The organism is Anaeromassilibacillus sp. An250, assembly GCF_002159845.1.
GTDB classification, from domain to species: Bacteria; Bacillota; Clostridia; order Oscillospirales; family Acutalibacteraceae; genus Anaeromassilibacillus; species Anaeromassilibacillus stercoravium.
In genome coordinates this window covers 134,744-157,500 of record NZ_NFJK01000007.1, presented here as the reverse complement: position 1 = coordinate 157,500, position 22,757 = coordinate 134,744, and the positions used below count along the sequence as shown (strand labels likewise).

The following is a 22,757-nucleotide window of genomic DNA, read 5'->3' as shown; positions in this document are numbered from 1 at the left end:
TCATTCTCAACTTGATGCCGATCAAACCCGTAACCGAAACGCAATTGCTGCGCGTTTTGAGCAACACGCCGTTACAGGTTGATGTCGAATTGATGCAGATGGCCTCCCATGTTTCGAAAAACACCTCTGCTTCCCATCTCAATACCTTTTATAAAACCTTTAAGGATTTGAAAAACGAGAAATTCGACGGCATGATTATCACAGGAGCACCCGTTGAAAACATGCCGTTCGAAGAGGTGGACTACTGGCCGGAGCTCTGTGAGATTATGGATTGGAGCCGGAAGAACGTCTACTCCACCCTACATATCTGTTGGGGCGCGCAGGCCGGGCTTTACTATCACTACGGAATCCCCAAATATCAATTGCCGCAAAAATTGAGCGGCGTTTATCTGCACCGTGTGTTGGACCCACACCATCCATTGGTTCGTGGGTTCGACGACAGCTTTTATGTCCCGCATTCCCGAAATACGGAAATTCGTCGGGACGACATCAAACAGCACGATGAACTGATGATCCTGTCCACCTCCAGCGCGGCCGGTGTCCATCTGGTGGCCAAAAAGGACGGGCGCCAATTTTTTGTCACCGGGCACGGCGAATACGATCGCGACACCCTGGCCAACGAATATTTCCGCGATGTGCGCAAAGGATTAAAGCCACACATTCCGGAAAACTACTTTCCGAATGACGATCCCAGCTTGCAGCCGCGTTTTACTTGGCGCAGCCATGCGCATCTGCTCTTTGCCAATTGGCTGAACTACTATGTTTATCAGCAGACCCCTTATGACTTAAAGGATTTGCGAGAGGTATAAAGGATGATCTTTTCTCTAAAGGATGGCAGACCCGCCGAATTGCGGGAAGCGGTTCCTTCCGATGCGGAAGATATGATCGACTATCTCCGTTGTATCGGAGGAGAGAGCGACTTTTTAACCTTCGGTAAAGACGCATTTTCCATGTCTGTCGCCGAGGAGGAAGCCTACATCAAAAGTTTTCAATCCTCCAACCGCATCTTGCTGGTCGTATATGTGCATGGACAGCTGGCCGCCATGGGGAATCTCACCGTAGCGGAAGCGCCGCGCCTCTGCCATACGAGTGAACTGTCCATCTCGGCAAGGAAGTCCTATTGGGGGACGGGAATCGCCCAGGCATTGATGGAGCAGCTCTTGCAATTTGCCCGGAATTCCAAACAAATTCAAGTGATCGGCCTGACGGTCAATGCCGAAAATGTGCGTGCAATCCGTTTGTATCAGCGCTATGGCTTTCAAGAGGTCGGGTGTTATCCCCGCTTTTTCCATTTAGAGGACGGCCGTTTTGTAGATGCAAAATGGATGAACCTCTATTTATAACCTTCAGAAAATCTTAATAAGTCCTTCTTGGTTTCTTAAGAAGTCGACAAGTGAATCTTAAAGGAAAGATCGCCCCTGTTCGGTAGAATAAAGACCGAACAGGGGCGATCTTTTTCGTTTCTGTTTAAAATATGTATTTCTGTACGATTGGACACAGGGGAACGGCACGCTTCTCTGTTGTCTTTCCCAAAGGAGGCTTTACAAATGAACACCTTTCATCGGACAACGGTCGCTCCATCCCCCGATGATCTCACAAATTTGTCTCAACACCTGCACACCAGTCAAACACCTCTGGAGTGTTCGGAGCGCAGAAAGAAACTGGCCATTTTGTTTGGCGGCTGTTCCACAGAATATAGTGTTTCTCTACAATCCGCCTATTCCGTGATTACCCATATAGATTCGTCTGCTTATGCATGCATATGGATCGGCCTTCATCCGCATACCGGCCAATGGTTTTGGTACCGCGGGGACCCAGAGCGCATTCTAAACGATAGCTGGTTTTCGGAGGACTTCTGCATCCCGATCTTTCCCTCCACAGATCAGTCCATCCACGGATTTCATTATATGGACAACGGCATTCTACAGACGGTTTCTTTGGACGCAGCGCTCCCCATCCTCCACGGGAAAAACGGAGAGGACGGAACCGTACAGGGGCTTTTGGAATTGGCCGGTATCCCGGTCGTCGGATGCGATCTCTTGAGTTCCGCTGTATGTATGAACAAAGAAATGGCCCATCGCCTGGTGGCGGCGGAAGGGATCGCCGTTCCCCTGTCCTTTTTGGTCCGGCCCCCGTTCAACAGGGAATCGCTTCAACAAGCCGCAGAAACGCTGGGCTATCCCCTGTTTGTAAAACCCGTCCGATCGGGCTCCTCCTTTGGCATCACCAAAGTACACGCCGTTGAGGAACTGTTTCCCGCCATCGAACATGCATTTTTGCACGATTCGGCGGTCCTCCTAGAAGAAACCATCCCGGGGTTTGAAGTGGGATGCGCCATCCTGGGGACGGACCATCTAACCGTCGGCGCTGTGGATGAAATTGAGCTTTCCGGCGGCTTCTTCAACTATACGGAAAAATACACGTTAAAACACGCAAAAATCCATGTTCCCGCCCGCATATCGGACCATAAGACAGAAGAGATTCAGTCGGTCGCCAAAAAGATTTTCCGCATTTTGGGATGCAATGGATTCGCCAGGGTGGACTTGTTCTTGACGCCGGAGGGCCGCATTTACTTCAATGAGGTCAACACCATTCCCGGATTTACCTCCCACAGCCGCTATCCCAATATGCTGAAAGAAATCGGCCTCTCCTTCACAGAGGTCATCCAACGTCTATTGGAAACGGGGGTATCCATATGAAACCGGTTCTTCTCAGGCAGGAGAATATTTCTCACGGCGACCTTCTTCTGGTTGCTCCCGGACATCCCCTGCCCCCATTTCCAGTGCTCCCGGAGATGACCCCAGCGCTTCCCGATCAACCGGACATTTTTTTGCAGTCCCATGCCGCACAGTCTCTGCAACGTCTAATCGCCATCCTCGACGGTTGGAAACAGGTGACCGCTGTCAGCGGTTTCCGCACCCAGGAAGAACAGGAGGAAATCTGGAGGGATACGCAGGCAAAGGAGGGGCTGGCATTCACCCAGAAGTATGTCGCCCTCCCCGGACACAGTGAACATCAGACCGGGCTCGCCATTGATCTGGCGGCACAAAGTGCCCGGATTGATTTTATCTGTCCGGACTTTCCGCACACAGGCATCTTCCAAAAGTTCCGGCAACTGGCTCCGCAGTTTGGATTCATAGAACGGTATCTCAGCGGCAAGGAATCCTTGACAGGCATCGCGGCGGAGCCATGGCACTTCCGCTTCGTCGGTGTTCCCCATTCAATCGTGATCGCACAGAAGCATTGGGTTCTGGAAGAGTATCTTTCCTTTTTGAAAAACGCTACCGCTCCCGGTCATCCGTTTTCCTATCGCTTTAACGGGATTCATTTTGAACTGTTCTATGTTCCCATGGAAAAGCCGATAGAAACAACGGTGGAAATCCCGGATTCGATGTCCTATTCCCTCTCCGGCACCAACGCGGGCGGCATCGTTCTGACCCTTTGGAGAAGTCCCCATGAAGACTAAAAATTACGCAGGTGTGGACCTGTTCCGGATTCCCGCCGCCCTGATGGTTGCGGCAATCCACATCGCCCCCTTTTCGACTTGGAACCGCGTGGGGGACGTCCTGTTCACCTACTGTCTCGGCCGCATAGCGGTTCCCTTTTTTCTGATGACAACCGGCTTTTTTGTATTGGCGCCGTATGCGAAGAGCGGATTTCGGGACAAGCGCCGCCTCGTCCGATTCTTAAGACAAAACACGCTGCTCTATCTGGCTGCTACCCTCTTCTATTTCCCGATCAATTGGTATGCAGGAAACCTACCCAAAAACGTACTGGAATTTTTTAAAGCCCTTCTATTTGATGGGACGTTTTACCATCTGTGGTACTTTCCGGCGGCAATCCTCGGGTGCCTCCTTGTGGCGATCCTCGCCAAGCGGTCCATGCGGGCTGCGTGGATCTACGCAGGGATTGCTTATCTGATTGGCCTTGCCGGTGACAGCTATTATGGGCTAATCCAGCAGATTCCCGCACTTAAAGCGTGTTATGACGGCATCTTCTCCATCAGCAATTATACGCGCAACGGTATTTTTTTCGCACCCATCTATCTATTGCTCGGCATGGCCATTGCCAATCCCAGAAACCGCTGTTCCAAAACCGCTTGCCGGTGGGGGCTTCCGATCTCTGTCGTTTTCTTGCTGATCGAAGGGTATTTGACCGATCTTCTGCACCTGCAACGGCACAACAGCATGTATCTTTTTCTGTTGCCAGTCCTGTATTTTCTGTTCCAAATGTTGCTGCGGGTACTCGGACAAGCGCCCCGTTGGGTGCGCGGTGGTTCCACCCTGTTCTATCTGATTCATCCGGCTGTGATCGTTCTTGTGCGCGGAGCCGCCAAAATCACCGGCACAACTAAGCTGTTTGTTGAAAACTCAATGATACACTATTCGGCTGTCTGCGTTGTATCGCTTGGGCTGGTGGCAGCCGTCTTATTTTTGAAGGAAAGGAGGAACGCGGTATGTGCCAAAAAGGTAGGGCCTGGATCGAGCTGAGCCGGGAAAACTTGGCCCATAATGTCCGAGAACTTCAGCGGATTCTTCCAAAGCATACCGCCATGATGCCAGCGATCAAGGCGAACGCCTATGGCCATGGCGCGGCCCTCGTCGGCAAAGCGTTACAGGATATGGGGATCTCCGATTTTTGCGTTGCCACCGTCCAGGAAGGGATCGAACTCCGGCTGGCGGGCATTACGGGGCAGATCCTCATATTGGGCTATACCCATCCCTCCCAATTCGATGAACTGGCCCATTACAACCTCGTCCAAACGGTCATCGACTATCCCTATGCCCAGGTTTTAAACGACTATGGAAAGGCACTTCCGGTACATGTGGGCATCGACACCGGTATGCGGCGTTTGGGGGAACGCAGCGATGCAATCGAAAAAATCCGCGCCATTTGGAGCTTTCCCCATTTGAAAATCACCGGCGTCTACTCCCATCTGTGCGTGTCCGACGGGACAACAGCGGAGGAGCGCGCCTTTACCCAGCTGCAAATCAAGCGGTTTCGGTCCGTGGTGGATGTGCTCCATAAAAGCGGCATATACGGGTTTAAAACACATATCCAGAGCAGCTACGGAATTTTGAACGATTATGAACCTTCCTTCGATTATGCGCGGACCGGCATTGCACTCTATGGAGTCCTAAGCCGTCCGAACGACCGTGTGCGCGCAGCCGCCGACCTGCGGCCGGTTCTCTCCTTAAAAGCCAGGGTAGAATGCGTCAAAACATTGTCTCCCGGTGAAGCCGCCGGATACGGCCGGGCATTTACGGCTGCTTCCGAGCGGACCATTGCCGTTGTTTCCATCGGTTACGCGGATGGGATTCCACGCAATGGCTCCCAGACCAGGTATGCGCTTCTCCATGGGCAAAAGGTCCCCATCGTTGGGCGCATCTGTATGGATCAACTTTTCATCGACGTCACCGGCGTTCCAAATGTGGCGCCGGGGGATGAAGCCGTCCTGATCGGCCGCTCCGGAATGCAGCAGATTTCTGCCAGCGACTTGGCCGAGCAGTCCGGCACGATTTCCAATGAAATCCTCAGCCGGCTGGGAAGCCGCCTGGAGCGCATCGAGATCCGTGCTTGACCTCTGTCCCAAAACAGAAAAGCAGTGCGCTGCCCTCTCCTTGGGCATGGCACTGCTTTTTCTTTGGAAGCCCAACACACTCCGCTTCTGTTTCAAACGAAAATGCTGTTCCCTAAACCAATTTTCTTCGAAGTTCCTGCAAAATCACCTTTTCCCTTCGGGAGACCTGCACCTGCGTCATTCCCAGCGCCTGCGCGGTTTCGGTCTGCGTCCGATGCTTATAATACCGGAAATAGATGATGTTTTGGTCGCGCGGAGGCAATTCCTTTACCACCTGTTTCAAAGAGAGCAGCTCCGCGATCTTCTCATCCTCCCCCTCGACGCTGATATCCATCTGTCCGCCCCCATCCTCTTCGGAAGCGGTCAAGGAGAGGGGCATCTGCGCTGCACCGAGCGCTTGCGCCGCTTCCGCCGGTTCCACCCCTAAAAGCTCTGCAAGCTCTCCGACGGTCGGAGAACGCCCCTCCTTTTCTGCAAATTCCGCCGCCTTTCGGGAGGCGCGAATGGAAAGCTCTTTCAGAGAGCGGCCCACTTTTACAGCGCCGCCGTCCCGGAAAAGACGGCGCATCTCGCCCAGGATAACCGGCACTGCATACGTGGAAAATTTGAGGCCGCGGCTCTCGTCAAAATGGTCCACCGCTTTGACCAGACCTAAACATCCCGCCTGGAAAAGGTCGTCATACTCCATCCCGCGCCCCTTAAACCGTTTGGCGCAGGCATGTACTAAGCCAATGTTTTCCTGTATCGATTGATCCCTATCCATTCTTCATCACACGCCGCGCAAGGTTCTTCTGCATGGTGACGGTGGTTCCAGACCCCAGTTTCGAAGTGACGCGAAGCTTGTCCATAAAGCTCTCCATCACAGCAAAGCCCAAACCTGCGCGTTCTTCCCCGGCCGTAGTAAAGAGCGGCTGCATAGCCTGTTCCACATCTGCAATGCCACACCCCTTGTCGCGGATTTTGATCTGCAAGGTTCCATGGTCATCGTATTTTGCCGTTATGTAGATCATCCCGATCGTATCCCGGTAGGCATGTACAATGCAATTTGTGACCGCTTCCGAAACAGCGGTTTTGATGTCGCTCAACTCGTCGATCGTGGGGTCCAATTGTGCGGCAAATGCGGCGACAACCGCCCTTCCAAATGCTTCATTGTTGGAATTGCTTGGAAATGAAATGCGCATCTCATTCTTCGCCTTCAACTTCCTTCACCTCCTTTACAACGCTACAGAGATCCCGCAGGCCGGAGAGGGACACGATCTTCTCCAATTTGGGCGGGAGATTGGCAATGGTCACACTTCCGCCCCACGTCTGCATCAATTTATACCGTCCCATAATCAATCCGATCCCGGAGCTGTCCATAAATTGCACACCGGAAAAATCCAGTTTTAACACGCTTGGCCTTGTCCGCATTGCCGTTCCATCGATCTCCTCCCGCAATTCCCTTGCCACATGGTGGTCGATCTCTCCGCTGAGCAAAGCCGTAAGGCAGCCGTCTTTTAAAATCAGCCTGACACCCATTCGATTGCCTCCTATGTATCCATTCTTGATATCTTGGACCATTCAAAAAGGATTCCCACTTTTTGCCTTTTTATACGAAGGAAAAATTTTTTCAGAAAGGCGTTCTATGCTTCTTCTTCGTAGGTATACAAAAAGACCCTTTATCTATAAAGATAAAGGGTCTTTGCTAAAATTTTACTCGAAATCTGCGGGCAAGCCGACTTTTTCCCGCAACCGCTTTCGGGCAATCGGGCGAATCTCTCCCGCGAGGAACAGCGAACCGCAAATCACCAGCGCACCGTTTTCCTTTAAGAGGGTAAGCGCCTTGTCAAAAGCCGCGGATACGCCCTCCACAGGGTATGCCGGCGTCCCATGTACGCGCCAGATGGCCGTCAGCTCTTCGGCGGGCATGGCGCGCGGGTTGTCGGGCGTAACCGTCACCACCTGCTCGAAGAGCCCGTCCAAATTTTCAGCCGCCGTGTGGACATCCTTATCCGCCAACATGCCGATCAGCCCCACCAAGGAGCGCCCCGCCAAATGGTTCCGAAGTGTCTCTGCAAGCGCATGCGTTCCGTCTGGATTGTGGGCGCCGTCCAGGAAAACTAAAGGATTTTCGCTCAGCAGTTCCATACGGGCGGGGAAACGGACCGCAGCGAAACCCTCCATGAGCGCTTGGTCGGGGATCGAATAGCCGTGTTCCTGTACAACCGAAAGGGCAGCCAAAGCGGTGGCGGCATTTTTCACCTGGTATTCTCCCAAAAGGGGCAAGTGCAAGGAGAGCCCCTCATAGCGCAGTTCCGTCCCATGCAGCCCGCTGGAAACCACCGAGAGTACGGAAGGCGCGGCCTCCACAAGCCGGTTATGTTGCTTCATCGCTGCGCGCCGGATCACCTCCATTGCGCCGGGCAATTGATCGCCATAAGCCACCGTCACCCCATACGGCTTGATAATCCCCGCTTTTTCCGCAGCGATCTGCTCCACTGTATCACCCAGTACGCTGGTGTGGTCCAGGGAGATGGACGTGATAACGGACACCAGCGGCGTTCCGATCACATTTGTCGCGTCATTTCGCCCCCCCAGCCCCACTTCCAAAACGACAAAATCGCATTGCTGGCGTGCAAACCACAGGAAGCCAAGTGCGGTGGTAAAGTCAAACTCCGTGAGGGCTTCCCCGTTTTCAATCAAGCCCTGTGCAACCGGAAGCACCTCCTCTGTAATCTCGACAAGCGATTCCCTTGGGATTTTTTCAGCATCCACTCGGATGCGCTCACAAAAATCGCTGAGAAATGGGGACGTGAAAAGGCCCGTCCGGTATCCTGCTTTTTGCAATACGGATGCAATCATCGCGCAGGTGGAGCCCTTCCCGTTTGTACCTGCCACATGAATATATTTCAAACGATCCTGGGGATTCCCCAGCTGTGCCAAGAGCTTCCGGACGCGCTCCACCCCGGGCGAACCGCCAAAACGTGGAAACGCGTGAATCCTCTCCAAGGTTTGTTCATAGGTCATTGTATCCCCCACTTTCCTTCCAAAAAAATCCAGGAAAACACCCAAATATCCTTCGATTCCTTTCCATCCACAACGAGTGGTCTCAAACGGGCTCGGTCAAAAGCCATCGGTTCCTGGCAGCATCCTACTCCCCCGCTTGCCATGCGGTATTGCAGAAAGAGGCACACTTCCGCTTTGGAAAGCATGCCTCTCTCGTTTCCTGCAAAAATCTTATTTCGACAGCGCATCAATGCTGGACTGAATCAACGCGATGTGCTCTTTTAATTTCGCTGCATTCTGGCGAACGCCCTCCACGACGTTCTCCGGGGCCTTCGAAAGGAACTTCTCGTTGCTCAGCTTTTGCTGTGTCGTCGCATACTGCTTCTGTGCCGACTCCAATTCCTTCGTCAAGCGGGCAAGCTCTGCTTTCTTATCCACCAGTTCGTCCATCGGGATATATGCCTTCGCGCCGCTGGTGACAATGTTCACCGCGCCTTCGATCTCGAATGCGGGCCCAATTTCCACCCCGTTGGCAAAGGCCAAACGCTCGATGATCGGGGCGCCCTCTTGGAACACCTTTTCCGCCGCAGTCGCAATGTACAGATGCGTCTTTCTCGACGGGGGCACGTTCATCTCCGAACGGCGGTTGCGCACTGCGCGGATGACATCCATAATGCTCTGCATATCGGAAGCGGCCTGCTGGAAGCAATGCGCCTCTTCATAGACCGGCCACTTGGAGACCATAATGGACTCGCCCTCATGCGGCAGCGACTGCCAGATCTCCTCCGTGATATACGGCATAAACGGATGCAACAGCTGAAGCGTTCCCGTCATCACCCAAACCAGCACCTGACGTGCAGTTTGGGCAGCCTCCTCGTCGCTGGACTGCAAACGAATCTTTGCAATTTCAATATACCAGTCGCACAGCTCGTCCCAGAGGAAATCGTACAGCTTCTGTACGGCAATGCCGATTTCAAAATGCTCAAGGTTATCCGTGACTTCTTTGACAACCTGATTAAACTGGTTGACAATCCACTTGTCTTCCAATGCCAGCTTTTCAGGCAGCTGGTTAGGGACATCGTGGCCATCGATATTCATCAGAATGAAACGCGATGCGTTCCAGATCTTATTCGCAAAATTCCGGCTGGCTTCCACCTTCTCCTGCGAGAAACGCAGGTCGTTCCCGGGGCTGTTTCCCGTCACCAACGTAAAGCGCAGCGCATCCGCACCATACTGTGCGATCACTTCCAGCGGATCGATGCCGTTTCCGAGCGATTTGCTCATCTTACGCCCCTGGGCGTCACGGATCAGGCCATGGATAAAGACCGTCTTAAAGGGCGGCTCGCCCATATGCTCCATACCGGAGAAGATCATGCGGGCAACCCAGAAGAAGATGATGTCATAGCCCGTCACGAGTGTATCCGTCGGATAGAAATACTTGAGGTCTTCTGTCTGATCCGGCCAGCCCAGCGTCGAGAACGGCCACAGCGCGGAAGAGAACCAGGTATCCAGGGTGTCCTCATCCTGGTGCAGCTTTTCGGAGCCGCACTTGGGGCACGTATGCGGCGCGTCCATCGCGACAATCGTCTCGCCGCAATCCTCGCAGTACCACGCCGGGATGCGGTGTCCCCACCAGAGCTGGCGGGAAATGCACCAATCCTTGATGTTCTCCATCCAATTGAAATAGATCTTCTCCATGCGCTCCGGAATAAAGCGCACACGTCCGTCGCGGACGCATTCGATTGCCGGCTTTGCCAGCGGTTCCATCTTTACAAACCACTGCTTCGAAACGCGCGGCTCCACCACGGTGTGGCAGCGGTAGCAACTGCCGACATTGTGCTTGATCGGCTCGATACGCACCAGGAAGCCCTGTTCTTCCAGCTCCTTGACGATCTGTTTGCGCGCCTCAAGGCCGGGCATTCCTGCAAACTTCCCGCCGTTTTCATTAATGCTGCCGTCATCGTTCATCACATTGATGATTTCCAGATTGTGGCGCAGGCCGACTTCAAAGTCGTTCGGGTCGTGTGCGGGGGTGATCTTCACCACGCCGGTCCCAAAGTCCTGCTCGACATAGGTATCCGCAATCACCGGGATCTCACGGCCAACCAACGGGAGGATCAGCATCTTGCCAACGATGTCCTTATAGCGCGGGTCGTCCGGATGCACCGCCACGGCGGTGTCGCCCAGCATCGTCTCCGGTCGGGTGGTGGCCAGCTCCAAATACCCACTGCCGTCCTTAAACGGATAGCGGATGTGCCAGAAATTGCCGTCCTTCTCTGCGAATTCCACCTCCGCGTCGGAAATGGAGGTCTTACAATGCGGGCACCAGTTGATGATCCGCTCGCCACGGTAAATCAGGCCCTTATTATATAACCGCACAAACACCTCACGAACCGCCTTGTTGCAGCCCTCGTCCATGGTGAAGCGTTCGCGCCCCCAATCGCAGGAGGAGCCCAGCTTTTTGAGCTGTTCTACAATCCTGCCGCCGTATTTCTCTTTCCACGCCCAGGCGCGTTCCAGGAACTTCTCGCGCCCCAGGTCCTCTTTGGTGAGTCCCTCCTGGCGCATCGCCTCCACGATCTTGGCCTCTGTCGCGATGGAGGCGTGGTCCGTGCCGGGGAGCCAAAGCGCAGAATACCCCTGCATTCTTCTCCAACGAATCAGAATATCCTGAAGGGTTTCATCCATCGCATGTCCCATATGAAGTTGGCCGGTGATATTGGGCGGCGGGATGACGATGGTGTAAGGTTTTTTCTCCGGATCGACCGTTGCATGGAAATAACCGCCGTTCAGCCAGAAATCGTAAATCCGATCCTCCACTTCCTGCGGGTCGTAGGTCTTTGCCAATTCCCTGCTCATGCATGTTCCCCCTAATCAACACAATCGCCGCAGGCGCTGAAGCAAGGAGCGCGGCGGCGTTTTTTACAAGATGCTACAAATAAATATATGTTATAGTATGCCATTTGCGCCCCATTTTGTCAATGGGCGCAAAGATCTCAAACCGGCAAGGCCACAGCAGAGCCAGCCTGCGCACTGCTGTCGATCACTGCGGCGATGCAGATGCACAATACGGCATTCTCCGCCTCCGCAATCTCCAGTGCAAAACATTCCCCGCTGGACTCCCAACAGCGTCCGTGCGACATGACCACCCGGCCCTCCGCATCGACCACGTCAAATGAGCGCAGGGCCATATCTCCGCGCAGCCTCCAAGAAATCCCGCGGATGCGGAACGGCGTCTTCAAAGAAGCCAGGTTTTGTAAGATCCGCGCGCGTTCCTTCTCCGCCACCACGATGGTATAGCGGGAAATGCCTGCCAGCCCCATATGGGTGACCCGCGCTGCCTCCACACCGTTGGAGTCGTACAGATACATTTTTCCTCCAAGGGTTTGTGCATCCCCGGAAAGGCGATAGCAGACTCGGCCGCAAGTATCATAGACCGTAAAAAGGCCCGGATTTGCCTCCGTATCCTGTTTCAGATACAAATTCAAAACGCAGCCTCCTCTCGCGTCTCACTTTACCGATTTCTTAGGATAGTATTGTACCATTTTTACGCTTTTATCGCAACTGAAAATGCCATTCACGCTCCGAAAAATACGAAAAAGCCGGGAACCCTTGTCCCCGGCTTTTATGCAATTTTTATGCGGTCACATTGGTGAGGTTTGGCAACAATCCCTTTGCGGGTAAATGCTTAATATGTTCTGTGGAAAATGCGATATTGGTCGAATGGTCGGCAATGCGTTCCAGATTCATCAGCATATCGTTGTAAATGGCGCCGGACTGCGGCGTACAGGTGCCATTGGTGAGACGCTGGATGTGGTTTTCCTTGAGCCGCTCCGTCTCGTCGTCGATGGTCTGTTCGATACGGTTGACCTGATCCGCCAATTCTTTGTTTCGGCCTCCATCCTCAAAGAGGCGTATGGAATCATCCAAAACTGTAAGCACAAGATCCTGCATATGTTTCAGTTCCTTGGCCGCTGCTTCACTCAAAGACGCCTTATTGTCGATGATGATCTGTGCCATTTCGCCAATGTTGGTGCTGTGATCCCCGATCCGTTCAAAATCGCTCACCACATGGAACAGGGCGCCGATCACTTCCCGGTCCGGGTCTTGCAATTCCAATCCGTTGATCTGGACCAAATATTCCGTAATCTTCTGGTTGAGGAAGTTTAAGACCTTTTCATTCTCTCCGACCTCTTCCAGCTTCTCCGTGTCCTTATAAAAGAGGGCTTCCATGCTGTTTAAAAAGTTGGTTCGCGCCAATTTTCCCATGCGTTCCACTTCCTTAAGTACCTGTGCTACGGCAATGGGGGGCGTGTTAAGGATGCGCTGATCCAGGTATTGGAGGCTGAGGTTCTCCCTCTGGCGATCCTCCCCGGGGATAATTTTGCAAGCAAGCTTTACCAAATAGTTGCTCAGCGGCAACAGAATGGATGTCGTCACAATATTAAAGATAATATGTACAATCGAGATCTGCATCATCACGTTGTTCGGCGAAATGCTCTTGATTAGGCTGGTAAACGGTGTCAACAGGGTGATGCAGGTAAAGAGGGTTGCGCCAATGACGTTGAACAACAGATGTACCGTTGCGGTACGCTTTGCCGTCTTCGTTGTACCTGCACTGGCCATGATCGCGGTCACGCAGGTCCCGATGTTCTGGCCATAGATCACATAGATGGCGGAATCCAGGCCAATCGCCCCCGATGCAGCCAACGCCTGCAAAACGCCCACGGACGCAGAGGAGCTTTGAATCAATGCAGTGAACACCAAACCGATCAGCAGGCCCAAAAGCGGGTTCTGCATCTGCACAAACAGATTCCGGAAGAACTCCGATTCGCTCAGCGGTTCCATTGCCGTACTCATTACGGTCATCCCATAGAACAGGATGCCAAAGCCGCAGACGATCTGTCCGATGTGCTTATGGTTGTTCTTTTTACAGAACATGATCATGACAACGCCCAAGAAAATCGCAATTGGTGCGAGGCTGTTGAGCTTGATGGCAATCATAAAGCCGGTCACCGTCGTGCCGATATTGGCGCCCATGATCACGCCAACCGCCTGCGCCAAAGTCATCAAGCCGGCATTTACGAAGCCCACAACCATGACCGTGGTGGCGGAAGAGCTCTGGATCACCGCGGTTACTGCAAAGCCGATCAGGGCCCCCATGTACTTGTTGGTTGTCAGCCGTTCGATCATCGTCTTGAGTCGGGAACCGGCCGCCAATTCCAATCCATCGCCCATCAGTTTCATGCCATACAGAAAGAGTCCCAGTCCACAAAGCAACATCATGAAGTTTTCAATTGTCATTTCAGCAACCTGCCAATCATTAAAATTTAGTTACTAATTTCTATTGGCTATTTGTTAAAACAAGATTAACTTTATGTTAAAAATGATAATACATTATCCGGCTATGTTTATGTCGAATTAGAAAAAATAGGCTCTAATTTGAAAAAATTTCCTTGCATCTAAGTAACTCATAAAATTTTAGTAATATGTGCATATTTAAAGTTTGTACATTTTTCGACAATATGTTAAAATAGAAGAGTAATCCCTTGGTGATATTTCCCCAGGGTACCATTTGAATGCAGTCCTAAACATTCCTTTTGGATAGGAGGCTTTTTTCGTGAAACGGCTCCGTCTGCCAAACTTGCGTCCTTGGATACCTGTATTGTTTCTTCCTCTCTCCCTTCTGCTCCTTATGTTTTCCCGTGCCGTTCCATCGTTTGCAGAATGGTATGCCACCGGTCCCTATCGCTGGCTCTCCCACTGGGGAAACCTTCTCTCCTTTTGCATTCCGTATTCTTCCATTGGGGAGATGCTTGTCCTTGCGGCCATTCCGGTTTGCCTCGGCTATTTGATTTATTTCTTTATCCAATGGAGAAAACATAGAGAAAGCCGCAGGGAAACCCTCTGCCGCTTCTTTCGAAATGCGCTCTGCGCCATAAGCCTTCTGGCGTTCCTTTTCACCATCTGTTGTGGGATCAATTACAGCCGCTACACCTTTGCGCAAACCTCCGGCCTGCGTATCCAACCATCCTCGAAAGAGGAATTGCAGGAGCTCTGCCAGTCGTTGGCCGGCGACGTCACTGCATTGCGCCAGCAGGTGCAGACCGACGCAAATGGAATCACAACGCTTGACGCTTCCGTCAATGGCACAGCGAAACAAGCCCGTTCCGCTATGCGTGCGGCTTCCGCCGACTATCCTCTGCTCGATGGCACCTACCTTGGTCCCAAACCGGTCCTTTTTTCCAGGGCTCTATCCGCTTGCCAGATTACGGGCATCTTTTTTCCATTTACTTTTGAAGCGAATGTCAACATTGACATTCCCGATTACTCCATCCCCTCTACGATGTGCCACGAGCTTGCCCATCTAAGCGGCTTTATGCGGGAAGACGAAGCCAATTTTATCGCCTATCTGGCCTGTATACATAGCGAAAGCGCGGAGTTCCAATACTCCGGGAAAATGCTGGCCTATATCTATGTATTCAATGCGCTTTTTGCAGAAGATCCGCAGGCGGCGCAGGAGATTTCCGCTTCCTTAGGGGAAGGGGTCCGCATGGATCTCAACGCCAATAACGCCTATTGGGATCAATTTGAAAGCCCAGTCGCAGAAGTGGCCAACCAGGTCAACAATGCTTATTTAAAAGCCAACCGGCAGCAGGATGGCGTCAGAAGCTATGGGCGTGTGGTCGATCTCCTTCTCGCTGAGCATCGGGCAAAACAGGAGGCAACTTCCCTGCAAACATCCTGATTTTCCCCAAAAAGAAACAGGCACCTTCAGCGGTAGACTTTCCGCTGAAGGCGCCTGTTTTTGTTTCATTGCCTAAACTCTGAAATCCATTTCTCCATTCTGCTTCCCGAAGGTTGCTTTCCTTTTCTATTCAGGCCGTTTCTGGGATTCGGAACCGCACTGATGGTGTATCCGCTTTCAGTACATCAAACCGGTACCCTTCCTTCTGAAGCGCCTCAATGATCGCTGGGATCTGTTCCAACGTCATCTTTTTCGTGCCCGTATTATGGAACAGGATGACCGGACGGCGGAATTGCTTGCTATCATTTACCGCGTGCTGATAGATCTGCTGGGCGGTCGTCCCCCTGGTCGCATCCCCGGAATCAACGTTCCAGTCAAAATAGGTATATCCCCGGCGGTTCATTTCCTCAATAATCGCCTTTGCTGTATCGCGGTTGTAGGAATTGATGCTGCCCCCAGCAAATCGATAGAGAGGGGTATCCACCCCGGTTTCTTTCAAAATCAGGTCGTGCATCTTGGCAAAATCCGCTAAATACGCATCGACCGAAGCATAGATTTCCCGATAGTCATGCGAATAACTATGTACGGCAATGGCGTGGCCACGCTTCACAATTTCGCGCATAGCTTTACGATCCTCTTCGCCTGTTTTTCCAACCAGGAAGAACGTCGCTTTGACCTGATAGCGATCCAGCACATCCAACAGGGGGATGGTCAAATCGGAAGGCCCATCGTCAAAGGTCAGATAGGCGATTTTTTCTTTTGAATCGTCTTCTTTTGGGGAAATCTTTTCGGTATACAGCAGCGGATACGGATCATTCGGCAAGGCTTGTTTTTCAGGAGCGATTTCTACAGCTGGAGCGCTTTCTGCGACGATTTCCGGTTTAGCGGACAATGCCCCTTCTATCGCTACCTGGCCTGCTAAGGTAGAAAGCGATGGGGAATCCACCTTTTGAAGCGCACGAGAAAGTGGAAAGCAAGTCGCTGAAAACAGGGCAAAAAGCAGTAAAATTGTCAAAATTGAAACTACCTTCCCACCGTTTCCTCTGCGAACATATTTCGCTCGTTTCATTCAAATACCTCCCTTGTCTTTGTTTTTCATCCCTCCGCTCCCCCATTATAACAAGATCTGCCACAAAAGGGCAGTTAAAGGTTTGTCATATTGGTTACAAATATCACTCAAGAAAGCCTTTCGTTCTTAACGAAGAAACCCTTGCGAAACAAAAACTGGTAGAATATAATGGTTACAATATCAAAAAGGAGGGTTTTGCCATGATCTTGAACCATACGGTGGAAGCGTTGATGGAACGCCGTTCCATCCGTTCCTACCGCAGTGAACAGGTCAGCGAAGAGGAACTGACCGACATTTTGAAAACGGGGAAATATGCGCCGTCCGCTATGGGCCGTCAGGCCCGTCACTTCACTGTGATTCAAAACAAGGCGCTTCTTGCCGATATCCGTGCCGCCATGCAGGACGCCACAGACGACCCCTTCTATGGAGCGCCGACTGTGATTGTTCTCTCCGCTCCGGCAGACGCCCGCTTTGCCCCGGAGGACACCAGCTGCGCCATCATGAACTTGATGCTGGCCGCGCATTCTTACGGCTTGGGGACGTGCTTCATCGGCTGCGTGCGCGATGTGTTGCGCACCCCTGCCATCCAGTCCCGCTTAAAATTGCCCGAGGGATACATCCCCTATAGCTGTATCACGCTCGGTTATCCAAAGGAGCACGCCGACGCCCCCGTGCCGCGCCGCACAGACGACGTCTCCTATGTTCGTTAAGAAAGCGCACAATTATAAACGGCATTTGCTTTTGCGGATTCATACGCAGAGAAGCAAATGCCGTTTTTCTTTTATTTATGATCCTTTAAGAATGCTCTAATATTTGTTCTGCGCAGCGGATGCCATCCACCGCGGCGGAGACAATGCCGCCCGCATAACCGGCGCCCTCGCCGCATGGATACAGCCCCTTCGCCACGGGGGATTCCAGCGATTCCCCGCGTAAAATGCGCACCGGAGAGGAACTGCGGCTCTCCACTGCTGTTAAGAGCGCATCCGGATAGGCAAAGCCATGCAAGTACCGCTCCATCTGTACAATTCCCTGCCTCATCGCCTCGGTGAGCTCAGATGGCAAGCAGCCGTCCAGCGCGGAGGGCGTCACCCCTGGCCGGTACGTGGGCTTGACATCTCCCAGCCGTTTGGAGGCCCTATTTTGTAGAAAATCCTCCACGCGCTGTACGGGCGCGGCATACCCGCCACCCCCTAAACGGAATGCTTTCTCCTCCAATTTACGCTGAAAGGTTACCCCTGCCAGCGGCCCATCCGAGCCGAAATCCTCTGGACCGATCCCGACGAGCAGCGCGGCATTGGCATTTTCCCCGTCGCGTGCAAAATTGCTCATTCCATTGGTGACCAACCGGCCCTCTTCGCTGGCAGCTGCAACCACCTGGCCCCCTGGGCACATGCAAAACGTATACACGCCCCGGCCGCTGGGAAGGTGAACCGCTAATTTGTAATCGGCCGCTCCTAAAGCCGGATGCTGCGCAAAGCGGCCGTATTGCGCCCGGTTGATCAGCTCCTGCGGATGTTCAATTCGCGCCCCAACGGAAAACGGCTTGGGCTGCATGGGGATGCCCATCTCTTCCAACATCGAAAAGGTATCGCGAGCGCTGTGCCCCACCGCCAGCACCACATGATGGGTTTCCAACACATACGGATTGCCTTCGGCCGGCTGGATGCGCACTCCTATCACTTGATTTTCTTTGCAGAGCAGTCCGGTCATTTGCGACGCAAACCGCACTTCGCCGCCCAGTTTGCAGATGGTTTCCCGGATATTTTTGACCGTCTGGGGCAGCCGGTCCGTCCCGACATGCGGCTTCGCCATATACAGAATCTCTTCCGGGGCCCCGGCCAGCGCCAATTCCTCCAGCACCTTCCGGGCGCGCGGGTCCTTTGTCCCGGTATTGAGCTTTCCGTCGGAAAAAGTCCCTGCGCCGCCTTCGCCAAACTGCACGTTGCTCTGCGGCTGCAGCTCCCCCGTCTTCCAAAAATGCTCCACCGCTTTTTGCCGTTTTTCCACCGGCTCCCCGCGCTCGATCACGATTGGGCGCTGCCCGGCCTGGGCCAAAATCAACGCGGCAAACAGACCGGCCGGACCAAATCCAACCACCACGGGGCGCATGGGAAGCGGACGGCTGTCCGGCAGCTCATAGCGATAGGGAACCGCTTCTGTAATTTTGCGGTCTCCCCGGATACGCGCCCGGCTGCACTCGCATTCCACCGTACACGTAAAATGGACCTCACTCTTTTTGCGCGCATCCACAGACTTCCTGCACAGCCTTAGATTCCGCACTTCCCCCGGCGACACCCCCAGCCGTTTCGCCGCGAGATTGGACAGGTCCTCCATCGTCCCGTCCAGCGGCAAATGAATATCTGCAATTCGATAGACCATCGTCTTTATTCCTCCGGCATTCCATTCAGTAAAGAGCGCGCACAAGCGCGCCCGGCGGCCATTCCCGTGCTCCACGCCCAGTGGAGGTTATACCCGCCGCAATCTCCATCCACATTCAGCAATTCCCCTGTTAAGTAAACGCCCCTGCATTTTCGCGATTCCATCGTCCGGCAATCGACCTCTGCGAGCGGCACCCCTCCGGCCGTAACCTGTGCGCTGTCCCACGACAGCAGCCCCACCACGGGGAACCGGAAATTCTTCACCGTTCTGCTGACAGTCCCCAACTGTCCCTTGGAAAACTGTGCGGCTGTTTTGGGGAGCTGTGGGAGCGCAACGCGCAAAAGCTCCCGCCCCACGTTCCGGTTCAGCATTCCCCCCAACAGGTCACCGCTAGGGAGCGTGGGGAGGCGCTCGACGGCCTGGTAAAGCAGCGAAGCGATCTGTGATTCCGTATACTCCGGCATCAGATCCAAAGCTACCTCCACTTTTTTATTCTTTTGTTCCAAGCATTGCCCGGCCAAACGGGAAAGCTCAAAAATGCAGATTCCGGAGAGGCCGTGTTCCGTAAACTGAACTTCCCCGCTGGTCTTTTGGAGGGGGGTGCCATCGGCCAGCAAAGTGGCCTCCGCATGGCTCCGCATCCCTTTTAAGGGCTTCGCGCGCTTCGGTTCCGTCCGGATCTGCACCAACGCTGGCCGCAGGGGGACGATGCTGTGCCCCAGCTTTTCCAACAGCTGATACCCGCTCGCATTCGCCCCAAGCTGTGGATAGGCAAGTCCACCTGTGGCAAAGATGACCTTGCGGGCCCGATAAGCTCCTGTTCCCGTTTGAAGAAGGAAGCCTTCCTTCTCCCGGTGTATCCCCGTAACCAGACGTTCGCATTTGGCCTCCACCCCTTGATGCTCCAAATGGAGACGCAAAATTTCCAACACAGAAGACGCCTGGAGGGAATAGGGATACAAACGGCCTTCCTCCAACTCCCGGCAGAGCAATCCCATGGAGGCAAACTGCCCGGCCACCTTTTCCGGTGGAAACCGCTTCAGCAGGGCAGCGGCGCGTCCTGTATCTCCGTGGTAATGCGCAGGGGCCACATGGCGGTTGCTCAAATTGCAACGCCCATTGCCCGTCGCCAAGAGTTTCTTCCCGACCCGTGCATTCCCTTCCAATACAAGGACACGCAAACCGCTGTGCCCTGCCTCTGTACTGGCAACCGCGGCCATCAGCCCAGCGGCTCCACCGCCGAGTACCGCTATATCATACGTTTCCACATCGCGTCCCCCCTTATTCTATGAAAGAATGGCGCTCCATCGCCCATGGCGCAGGGAATCATCGCCGTCGCTTTGCTTTAAACGGCGCAAATCTATCTTAGTATAAACCACCTTTGATCACTCTGGCAACCCTTTTCTCCCGTTTTTGAGAGAGCCCCCATAGCCCCGGGGCAAAGAAAAAAAGAGCGGAACAGCAAGTGCCATTCCGCCCCTTTTATTCCCTATGTAGAAAGAGAAATGTACAATTAGTCCGCGAAGTATCTCTTCAGCAGGCCATTGAAGCCAGCGCCATGGCGGGCCTCATCCTTAGCCATCTCATGAACGGTGTCATGGATTGCATCGTAGCCCAGTTCCTTCGCGCGCTTTGCGATCTGCAGCTTGCCTTCGCAAGCGCCCGCCTCAGCCTCTGCACGCATCTCGACGTTCTTCTTGGTGCTGTTGGTAACTACTTCGCCGAGCAGCTCTGCGAACTTCGCAGCATGCTCTGCCTCTTCGAATGCATATCTCTTGAACGCTTCCGCAACCTCCGGATAGCCTTCGCGCTCTGCCTGACGGCTCATTGCCAGATACATGCCAACCTCGGTGCACTCGCCGTTGAAGTTCATTACCAGGCCGTCATAGACTTCCTTGTCTACGCCCTGCGCAACGCCGATCTCATGCTCGCAAGCAAAGGAAGCGCCCTCTTTCTTCTCGATGAACTTCTCTCTCGGCGCTTTGCACTGGGGGCAGAACTCCGGAGCCCGCTCACCTTCATAGACATAACCGCATACAGAACACACAAATTTTTTCATGATAGGTTCCTCCATACAAATTAAAATATTAGGAAAGACTTTCTTGTCTTTTCATGCAATCGGAACAGGTGCCGCGAAAAATCACTTCACAGCTTTCCACAAACAATCCATTTTCCTTAGCCACTTGCTTGCCAATCCGGGCTCCAACAAATTCCCCCGGAATATCAATGACTGCACCGCACTTTGTGCAGATAAAATGCGTATGCGGCCGTATATCGCCGTCGAAGCGTTCCTGGCCGTTTACCACGCCAACGCTATTGATAATCCCATCGTTTTTGAACTGCGCAATGTTGCGATAGACCGTTCCCAGACTCAAGTCGGGATACTGGGGTTTCAATTGCTGATAGACCCATTCCGCTGTGGGATGAATTTTGGCGTTGCGAATGGTCATCAAAATTGCTTCCCGCTTCCGGCTAAAGTTCTGTCGTTTCTCCATTGAGGCATCTGCACCTTCCTTCTGTGCCAGAATGTAACAGGTTAATAATTGATAACAATTCCTATTATTGAATATAATCATAGCACAAGGATTTCCATTTGTAAAGGGGCGCTCTAAAATTTTTACAATTTTTTTCCTATTACGACCCGTTGTACCTAGACCGCCGTATCGTTCCCTGTACAAATGCCTGCAAGGACAAAACAGCAGGCAGAAAGCCTGAAAGCCCTGCCTGCTTCGGATAAAACTCACTTCTCCCTCTTTGGCAAAGAGAAGACGTCCAAAAATTGTTTTGCCAAAACACCGTATTCGTGGTGTTCCAAAATGTACGCTTTGCCCCGCGCCCCCATCTTCTGGAGCTGGTCCTGCGGCGTCTCCGCAAGCTGGATGGCCGCCTTTGCAATCGCCGCACTGTTTTCCGGTTCAATGGAAATTCCGCACGAAGCATCCGCCACCATATCGTTGCCCGCGTCTATGGCAAAGATGACCGGCTTCCCCGCCATCATATAATCCATAAGCTTGTTGGGGCTCACGCCAAAGCGGAACAGCGGCTGCCGCTGCAACCCCACATACAGGGCGTCAAACTGCGCCAAAAGCTCCGGCACTGCATCGCGCTTGACCGCCGGCAACAACTCCACATTTTCTTCGAGGTGAAGGTCTTTAACCTTCTGGATTAGGCGGTCGCGTTCCGGACCCTGCCCTACCAGGATGAGTTTGATCTTCTTTCCTTGAAGGGCTTTCCCTGCCTCCACAAAGCTGTCCAACCCATTGGCAATCCCGTGGGCGCCGGTATAGCCGATCAGGAACCAACCGTCGCGGTGGTACTGTCCAAGTTTGTCCGCATAAACCGGAGGATTCCCCGGCGCTTTCTCCCAATCCTCTTTTACGATCCCGTTGGGGATATACACAAACTTTCCGTTGGCAAGGCCATGCTCCTTCATATGGCCTTCCGCGCACGGCAGCAGGGACACCACATAGTCGCTATGTTTATAGCAGTAATTCTCCGCCATCTGCATCAGGACAATATAGGGATGGTGCGGGCTCATCCCGCCGAGCTCGATGGGGCTGAGCGGCCAAAGGTCGTGCACCTCGTAGATCAGCAGGGCGCCGGACTCCTTCGCGATCTTGCGGGCGGGATAAATATCCAGCGGATATGTCGAGGAGGCGATCACCGCATCGGGCTTGCCCTGCGCCGCGATCTGTTTGCGGTATTTTTTCAGCCCGTGGAGGAAGGAGAGCATATTTTTTATGCGCCCCAATCCGTTTCCCTGGTAGGAAGGCCCCGCAATCCAAAAATACCGGATGCCGCCGTGCATCTCCTCCATGGTCGCTTGCCCGCGCATATCGGGATTCTTCGTGCGCAGATGGGAATAGGAGCTCGCCACAATGGTGACATTGTGCCCGGCCTCCACCCAGCGCTTCGCCATAAAATACGGCCGGTATTCCATGCCGTGTTTATCGGAACCGGCATAATGGTTGATATAGACGATATTCAAATGAAAC

General features: G+C 53.2%; 21 protein-coding genes (1 of these 21 cut by a window edge). 8 read left to right on the top strand and 13 right to left on the bottom strand.

All coding sequences use genetic code 11. The features are described 5' to 3' along the window. From metA to vanT, 6 genes are all read left to right on the top strand, one after another. On the top strand, nt 1-809 hold the 3' portion of the coding sequence (metA, locus tag B5F54_RS08335; protein WP_087233055.1) for a homoserine O-acetyltransferase MetA. The gene continues 115 nt to the left of window position 1, outside the view; the window shows 809 of its 924 coding nt (coding positions 116-924); its start codon lies off the left edge, out of view; it ends in the stop codon at nt 807-809. A gap of 3 nt (nt 810-812) precedes the next feature. Further along, nucleotides 813-1,343, top strand: coding sequence for a GNAT family N-acetyltransferase (locus B5F54_RS08330; RefSeq protein ID WP_087233052.1), 531 nt, complete (start codon nt 813-815; stop codon nt 1,341-1,343). Nucleotides 1,344-1,547: 204 nt separating this feature from the next. Next, nucleotides 1,548-2,699: a D-alanine--D-serine ligase VanG gene (gene vanG, locus B5F54_RS08325; RefSeq protein ID WP_087233049.1), complete on the top strand. Its 1,152-nt coding sequence runs from the start codon at nt 1,548-1,550 to the stop codon at nt 2,697-2,699. Beyond that, nucleotides 2,696-3,466, top strand: a complete 771-nt coding sequence (locus tag B5F54_RS08320) for a D-alanyl-D-alanine carboxypeptidase family protein (RefSeq protein ID WP_087233046.1) — start codon at nt 2,696-2,698, stop codon at nt 3,464-3,466. The genes vanG and B5F54_RS08320 overlap by 4 nt, the downstream gene beginning before the upstream one ends. Beyond that, entirely contained in the window at nt 3,456-4,490 is a 1,035-nt protein-coding gene (locus B5F54_RS08315; RefSeq protein ID WP_087233044.1) for an acyltransferase, read from the top strand. Before B5F54_RS08320 ends, B5F54_RS08315 begins: the two co-directional genes overlap by 11 nt. Next, complete coding sequence (vanT, locus tag B5F54_RS08310; RefSeq protein WP_087233041.1) at nt 4,457-5,581, top strand: serine racemase VanT catalytic subunit; 1,125 nt, start codon at nt 4,457-4,459, stop codon at nt 5,579-5,581. The genes B5F54_RS08315 and vanT overlap by 34 nt, the downstream gene beginning before the upstream one ends. 112 nt (nt 5,582-5,693) lie before the next feature. Here vanT and B5F54_RS08305 read toward each other — a convergent pair whose 3' ends face one another. From B5F54_RS08305 to B5F54_RS08270, 7 genes are all read right to left on the bottom strand, one after another. After that, nucleotides 5,694-6,344 (bottom strand): sigma-70 family RNA polymerase sigma factor, encoded by a 651-nt coding sequence (locus B5F54_RS08305; RefSeq protein WP_087233038.1) that lies wholly within the window; start codon nt 6,342-6,344, stop codon nt 5,694-5,696. Next, nucleotides 6,337-6,780, bottom strand: a complete 444-nt coding sequence (gene spoIIAB, locus B5F54_RS08300) for an anti-sigma F factor (protein WP_087233035.1) — start codon at nt 6,778-6,780, stop codon at nt 6,337-6,339. The genes B5F54_RS08305 and spoIIAB overlap by 8 nt, the downstream gene beginning before the upstream one ends. Beyond that, complete coding sequence (locus tag B5F54_RS08295) at nt 6,764-7,099, bottom strand: STAS domain-containing protein (RefSeq protein WP_087233032.1); 336 nt, start codon at nt 7,097-7,099, stop codon at nt 6,764-6,766. Before B5F54_RS08295 ends, spoIIAB begins: the two co-directional genes overlap by 17 nt. 174 nt (nt 7,100-7,273) lie before the next feature. After that, entirely contained in the window at nt 7,274-8,587 is a 1,314-nt protein-coding gene (locus B5F54_RS08290) for a bifunctional folylpolyglutamate synthase/dihydrofolate synthase (RefSeq protein ID WP_087233029.1), read from the bottom strand. Between the two features lie 210 nt (nt 8,588-8,797). Next, on the bottom strand, nt 8,798-11,425 hold the full coding sequence (locus tag B5F54_RS08280) for a valine--tRNA ligase (RefSeq protein WP_087233023.1): 2,628 nt from the start codon (nt 11,423-11,425) through the stop codon (nt 8,798-8,800). Nucleotides 11,426-11,562: 137 nt separating this feature from the next. Then, on the bottom strand, nt 11,563-12,054 hold the full coding sequence (locus B5F54_RS08275; RefSeq protein ID WP_087233020.1) for an LURP-one-related/scramblase family protein: 492 nt from the start codon (nt 12,052-12,054) through the stop codon (nt 11,563-11,565). Nucleotides 12,055-12,202: 148 nt separating this feature from the next. After that, nucleotides 12,203-13,870, bottom strand: coding sequence for a Na/Pi cotransporter family protein (locus B5F54_RS08270; RefSeq protein ID WP_087233018.1), 1,668 nt, complete (start codon nt 13,868-13,870; stop codon nt 12,203-12,205). Between the two features lie 316 nt (nt 13,871-14,186). Here B5F54_RS08270 and B5F54_RS08265 point away from each other — a divergent pair, with 316 nt between their 5' ends. Next, nucleotides 14,187-15,314: a DUF3810 domain-containing protein gene (locus B5F54_RS08265; protein ID WP_087233015.1), complete on the top strand. Its 1,128-nt coding sequence runs from the start codon at nt 14,187-14,189 to the stop codon at nt 15,312-15,314. 130 nt (nt 15,315-15,444) lie between these two features. On the opposite strand, the gene B5F54_RS08260 is transcribed toward B5F54_RS08265, so the two are convergent. After that, entirely contained in the window at nt 15,445-16,206 is a 762-nt protein-coding gene (locus B5F54_RS08260) for a polysaccharide deacetylase family protein (protein WP_242969666.1), read from the bottom strand. A gap of 377 nt (nt 16,207-16,583) precedes the next feature. On the opposite strand from B5F54_RS08260, the gene B5F54_RS17605 reads away from it, so the two are divergent. Continuing rightward, a complete protein-coding gene (locus B5F54_RS17605; protein ID WP_172749640.1) occupies nt 16,584-17,093 on the top strand; it encodes a nitroreductase family protein in 510 nt (169 codons plus the stop codon). Between the two features lie 85 nt (nt 17,094-17,178). On the opposite strand, the gene B5F54_RS08250 is transcribed toward B5F54_RS17605, so the two are convergent. From B5F54_RS08250 to B5F54_RS08230, 5 genes are all read right to left on the bottom strand, one after another. Continuing rightward, nucleotides 17,179-18,762, bottom strand: a complete 1,584-nt coding sequence (locus B5F54_RS08250) for an NAD(P)/FAD-dependent oxidoreductase (RefSeq protein WP_087233006.1) — start codon at nt 18,760-18,762, stop codon at nt 17,179-17,181. 5 nt (nt 18,763-18,767) lie between these two features. Then, the gene (locus tag B5F54_RS08245) at nt 18,768-20,030 is read right to left on the bottom strand and encodes an NAD(P)/FAD-dependent oxidoreductase (RefSeq protein WP_087233003.1); all 1,263 of its coding nucleotides are present in this window, start codon (nt 20,028-20,030) and stop codon (nt 18,768-18,770) included. A 245-nt stretch (nt 20,031-20,275) separates the two neighbouring features. After that, nucleotides 20,276-20,821 carry an NADH peroxidase gene (locus tag B5F54_RS08240; RefSeq protein ID WP_087232997.1) on the bottom strand — a complete coding sequence of 182 codons (546 nt, stop codon included), beginning with the start codon at nt 20,819-20,821 and terminating at the stop codon, nt 20,276-20,278. Between the two features lie 28 nt (nt 20,822-20,849). Further along, complete coding sequence (locus B5F54_RS18080) at nt 20,850-21,506, bottom strand: Fur family transcriptional regulator (RefSeq protein WP_242969665.1); 657 nt, start codon at nt 21,504-21,506, stop codon at nt 20,850-20,852. Further along, nucleotides 21,503-22,750, bottom strand: a complete 1,248-nt coding sequence (locus B5F54_RS08230; RefSeq protein WP_087232992.1) for a glycosyltransferase family 4 protein — start codon at nt 22,748-22,750, stop codon at nt 21,503-21,505. Before B5F54_RS08230 ends, B5F54_RS18080 begins: the two co-directional genes overlap by 4 nt. Nucleotides 22,751-22,757: the final 7 nt, after the last annotated feature.

Coding starts and splice junctions, on each gene's coding strand:
- B5F54_RS08240 (WP_087232997.1), bottom strand. CDS start 20,821: ATGAAAAAATTTGTGTGTTCTGTATGCGGTTATGTCTATGAAGGTGAG.
- B5F54_RS08305 (WP_087233038.1), bottom strand. CDS start 6,344: ATGGATAGGGATCAATCGATACAGGAAAACATTGGCTTAGTACATGCC.
- B5F54_RS17605 (WP_172749640.1), top strand. CDS start 16,584: ATGATCTTGAACCATACGGTGGAAGCGTTGATGGAACGCCGTTCCATC.
- B5F54_RS08270 (WP_087233018.1), bottom strand. CDS start 13,870: ATGACAATTGAAAACTTCATGATGTTGCTTTGTGGACTGGGACTCTTT.
- vanT (WP_087233041.1), top strand. CDS start 4,457: ATGTGCCAAAAAGGTAGGGCCTGGATCGAGCTGAGCCGGGAAAACTTG.
- B5F54_RS08330 (WP_087233052.1), top strand. CDS start 813: ATGATCTTTTCTCTAAAGGATGGCAGACCCGCCGAATTGCGGGAAGCG.
- B5F54_RS08295 (WP_087233032.1), bottom strand. CDS start 7,099: ATGGGTGTCAGGCTGATTTTAAAAGACGGCTGCCTTACGGCTTTGCTC.
- B5F54_RS08320 (WP_087233046.1), top strand. CDS start 2,696: ATGAAACCGGTTCTTCTCAGGCAGGAGAATATTTCTCACGGCGACCTT.
- B5F54_RS08315 (WP_087233044.1), top strand. CDS start 3,456: ATGAAGACTAAAAATTACGCAGGTGTGGACCTGTTCCGGATTCCCGCC.
- B5F54_RS08280 (WP_087233023.1), bottom strand. CDS start 11,425: ATGAGCAGGGAATTGGCAAAGACCTACGACCCGCAGGAAGTGGAGGAT.
- vanG (WP_087233049.1), top strand. CDS start 1,548: ATGAACACCTTTCATCGGACAACGGTCGCTCCATCCCCCGATGATCTC.
- B5F54_RS08250 (WP_087233006.1), bottom strand. CDS start 18,762: ATGGTCTATCGAATTGCAGATATTCATTTGCCGCTGGACGGGACGATG.
- B5F54_RS08290 (WP_087233029.1), bottom strand. CDS start 8,587: ATGACCTATGAACAAACCTTGGAGAGGATTCACGCGTTTCCACGTTTT.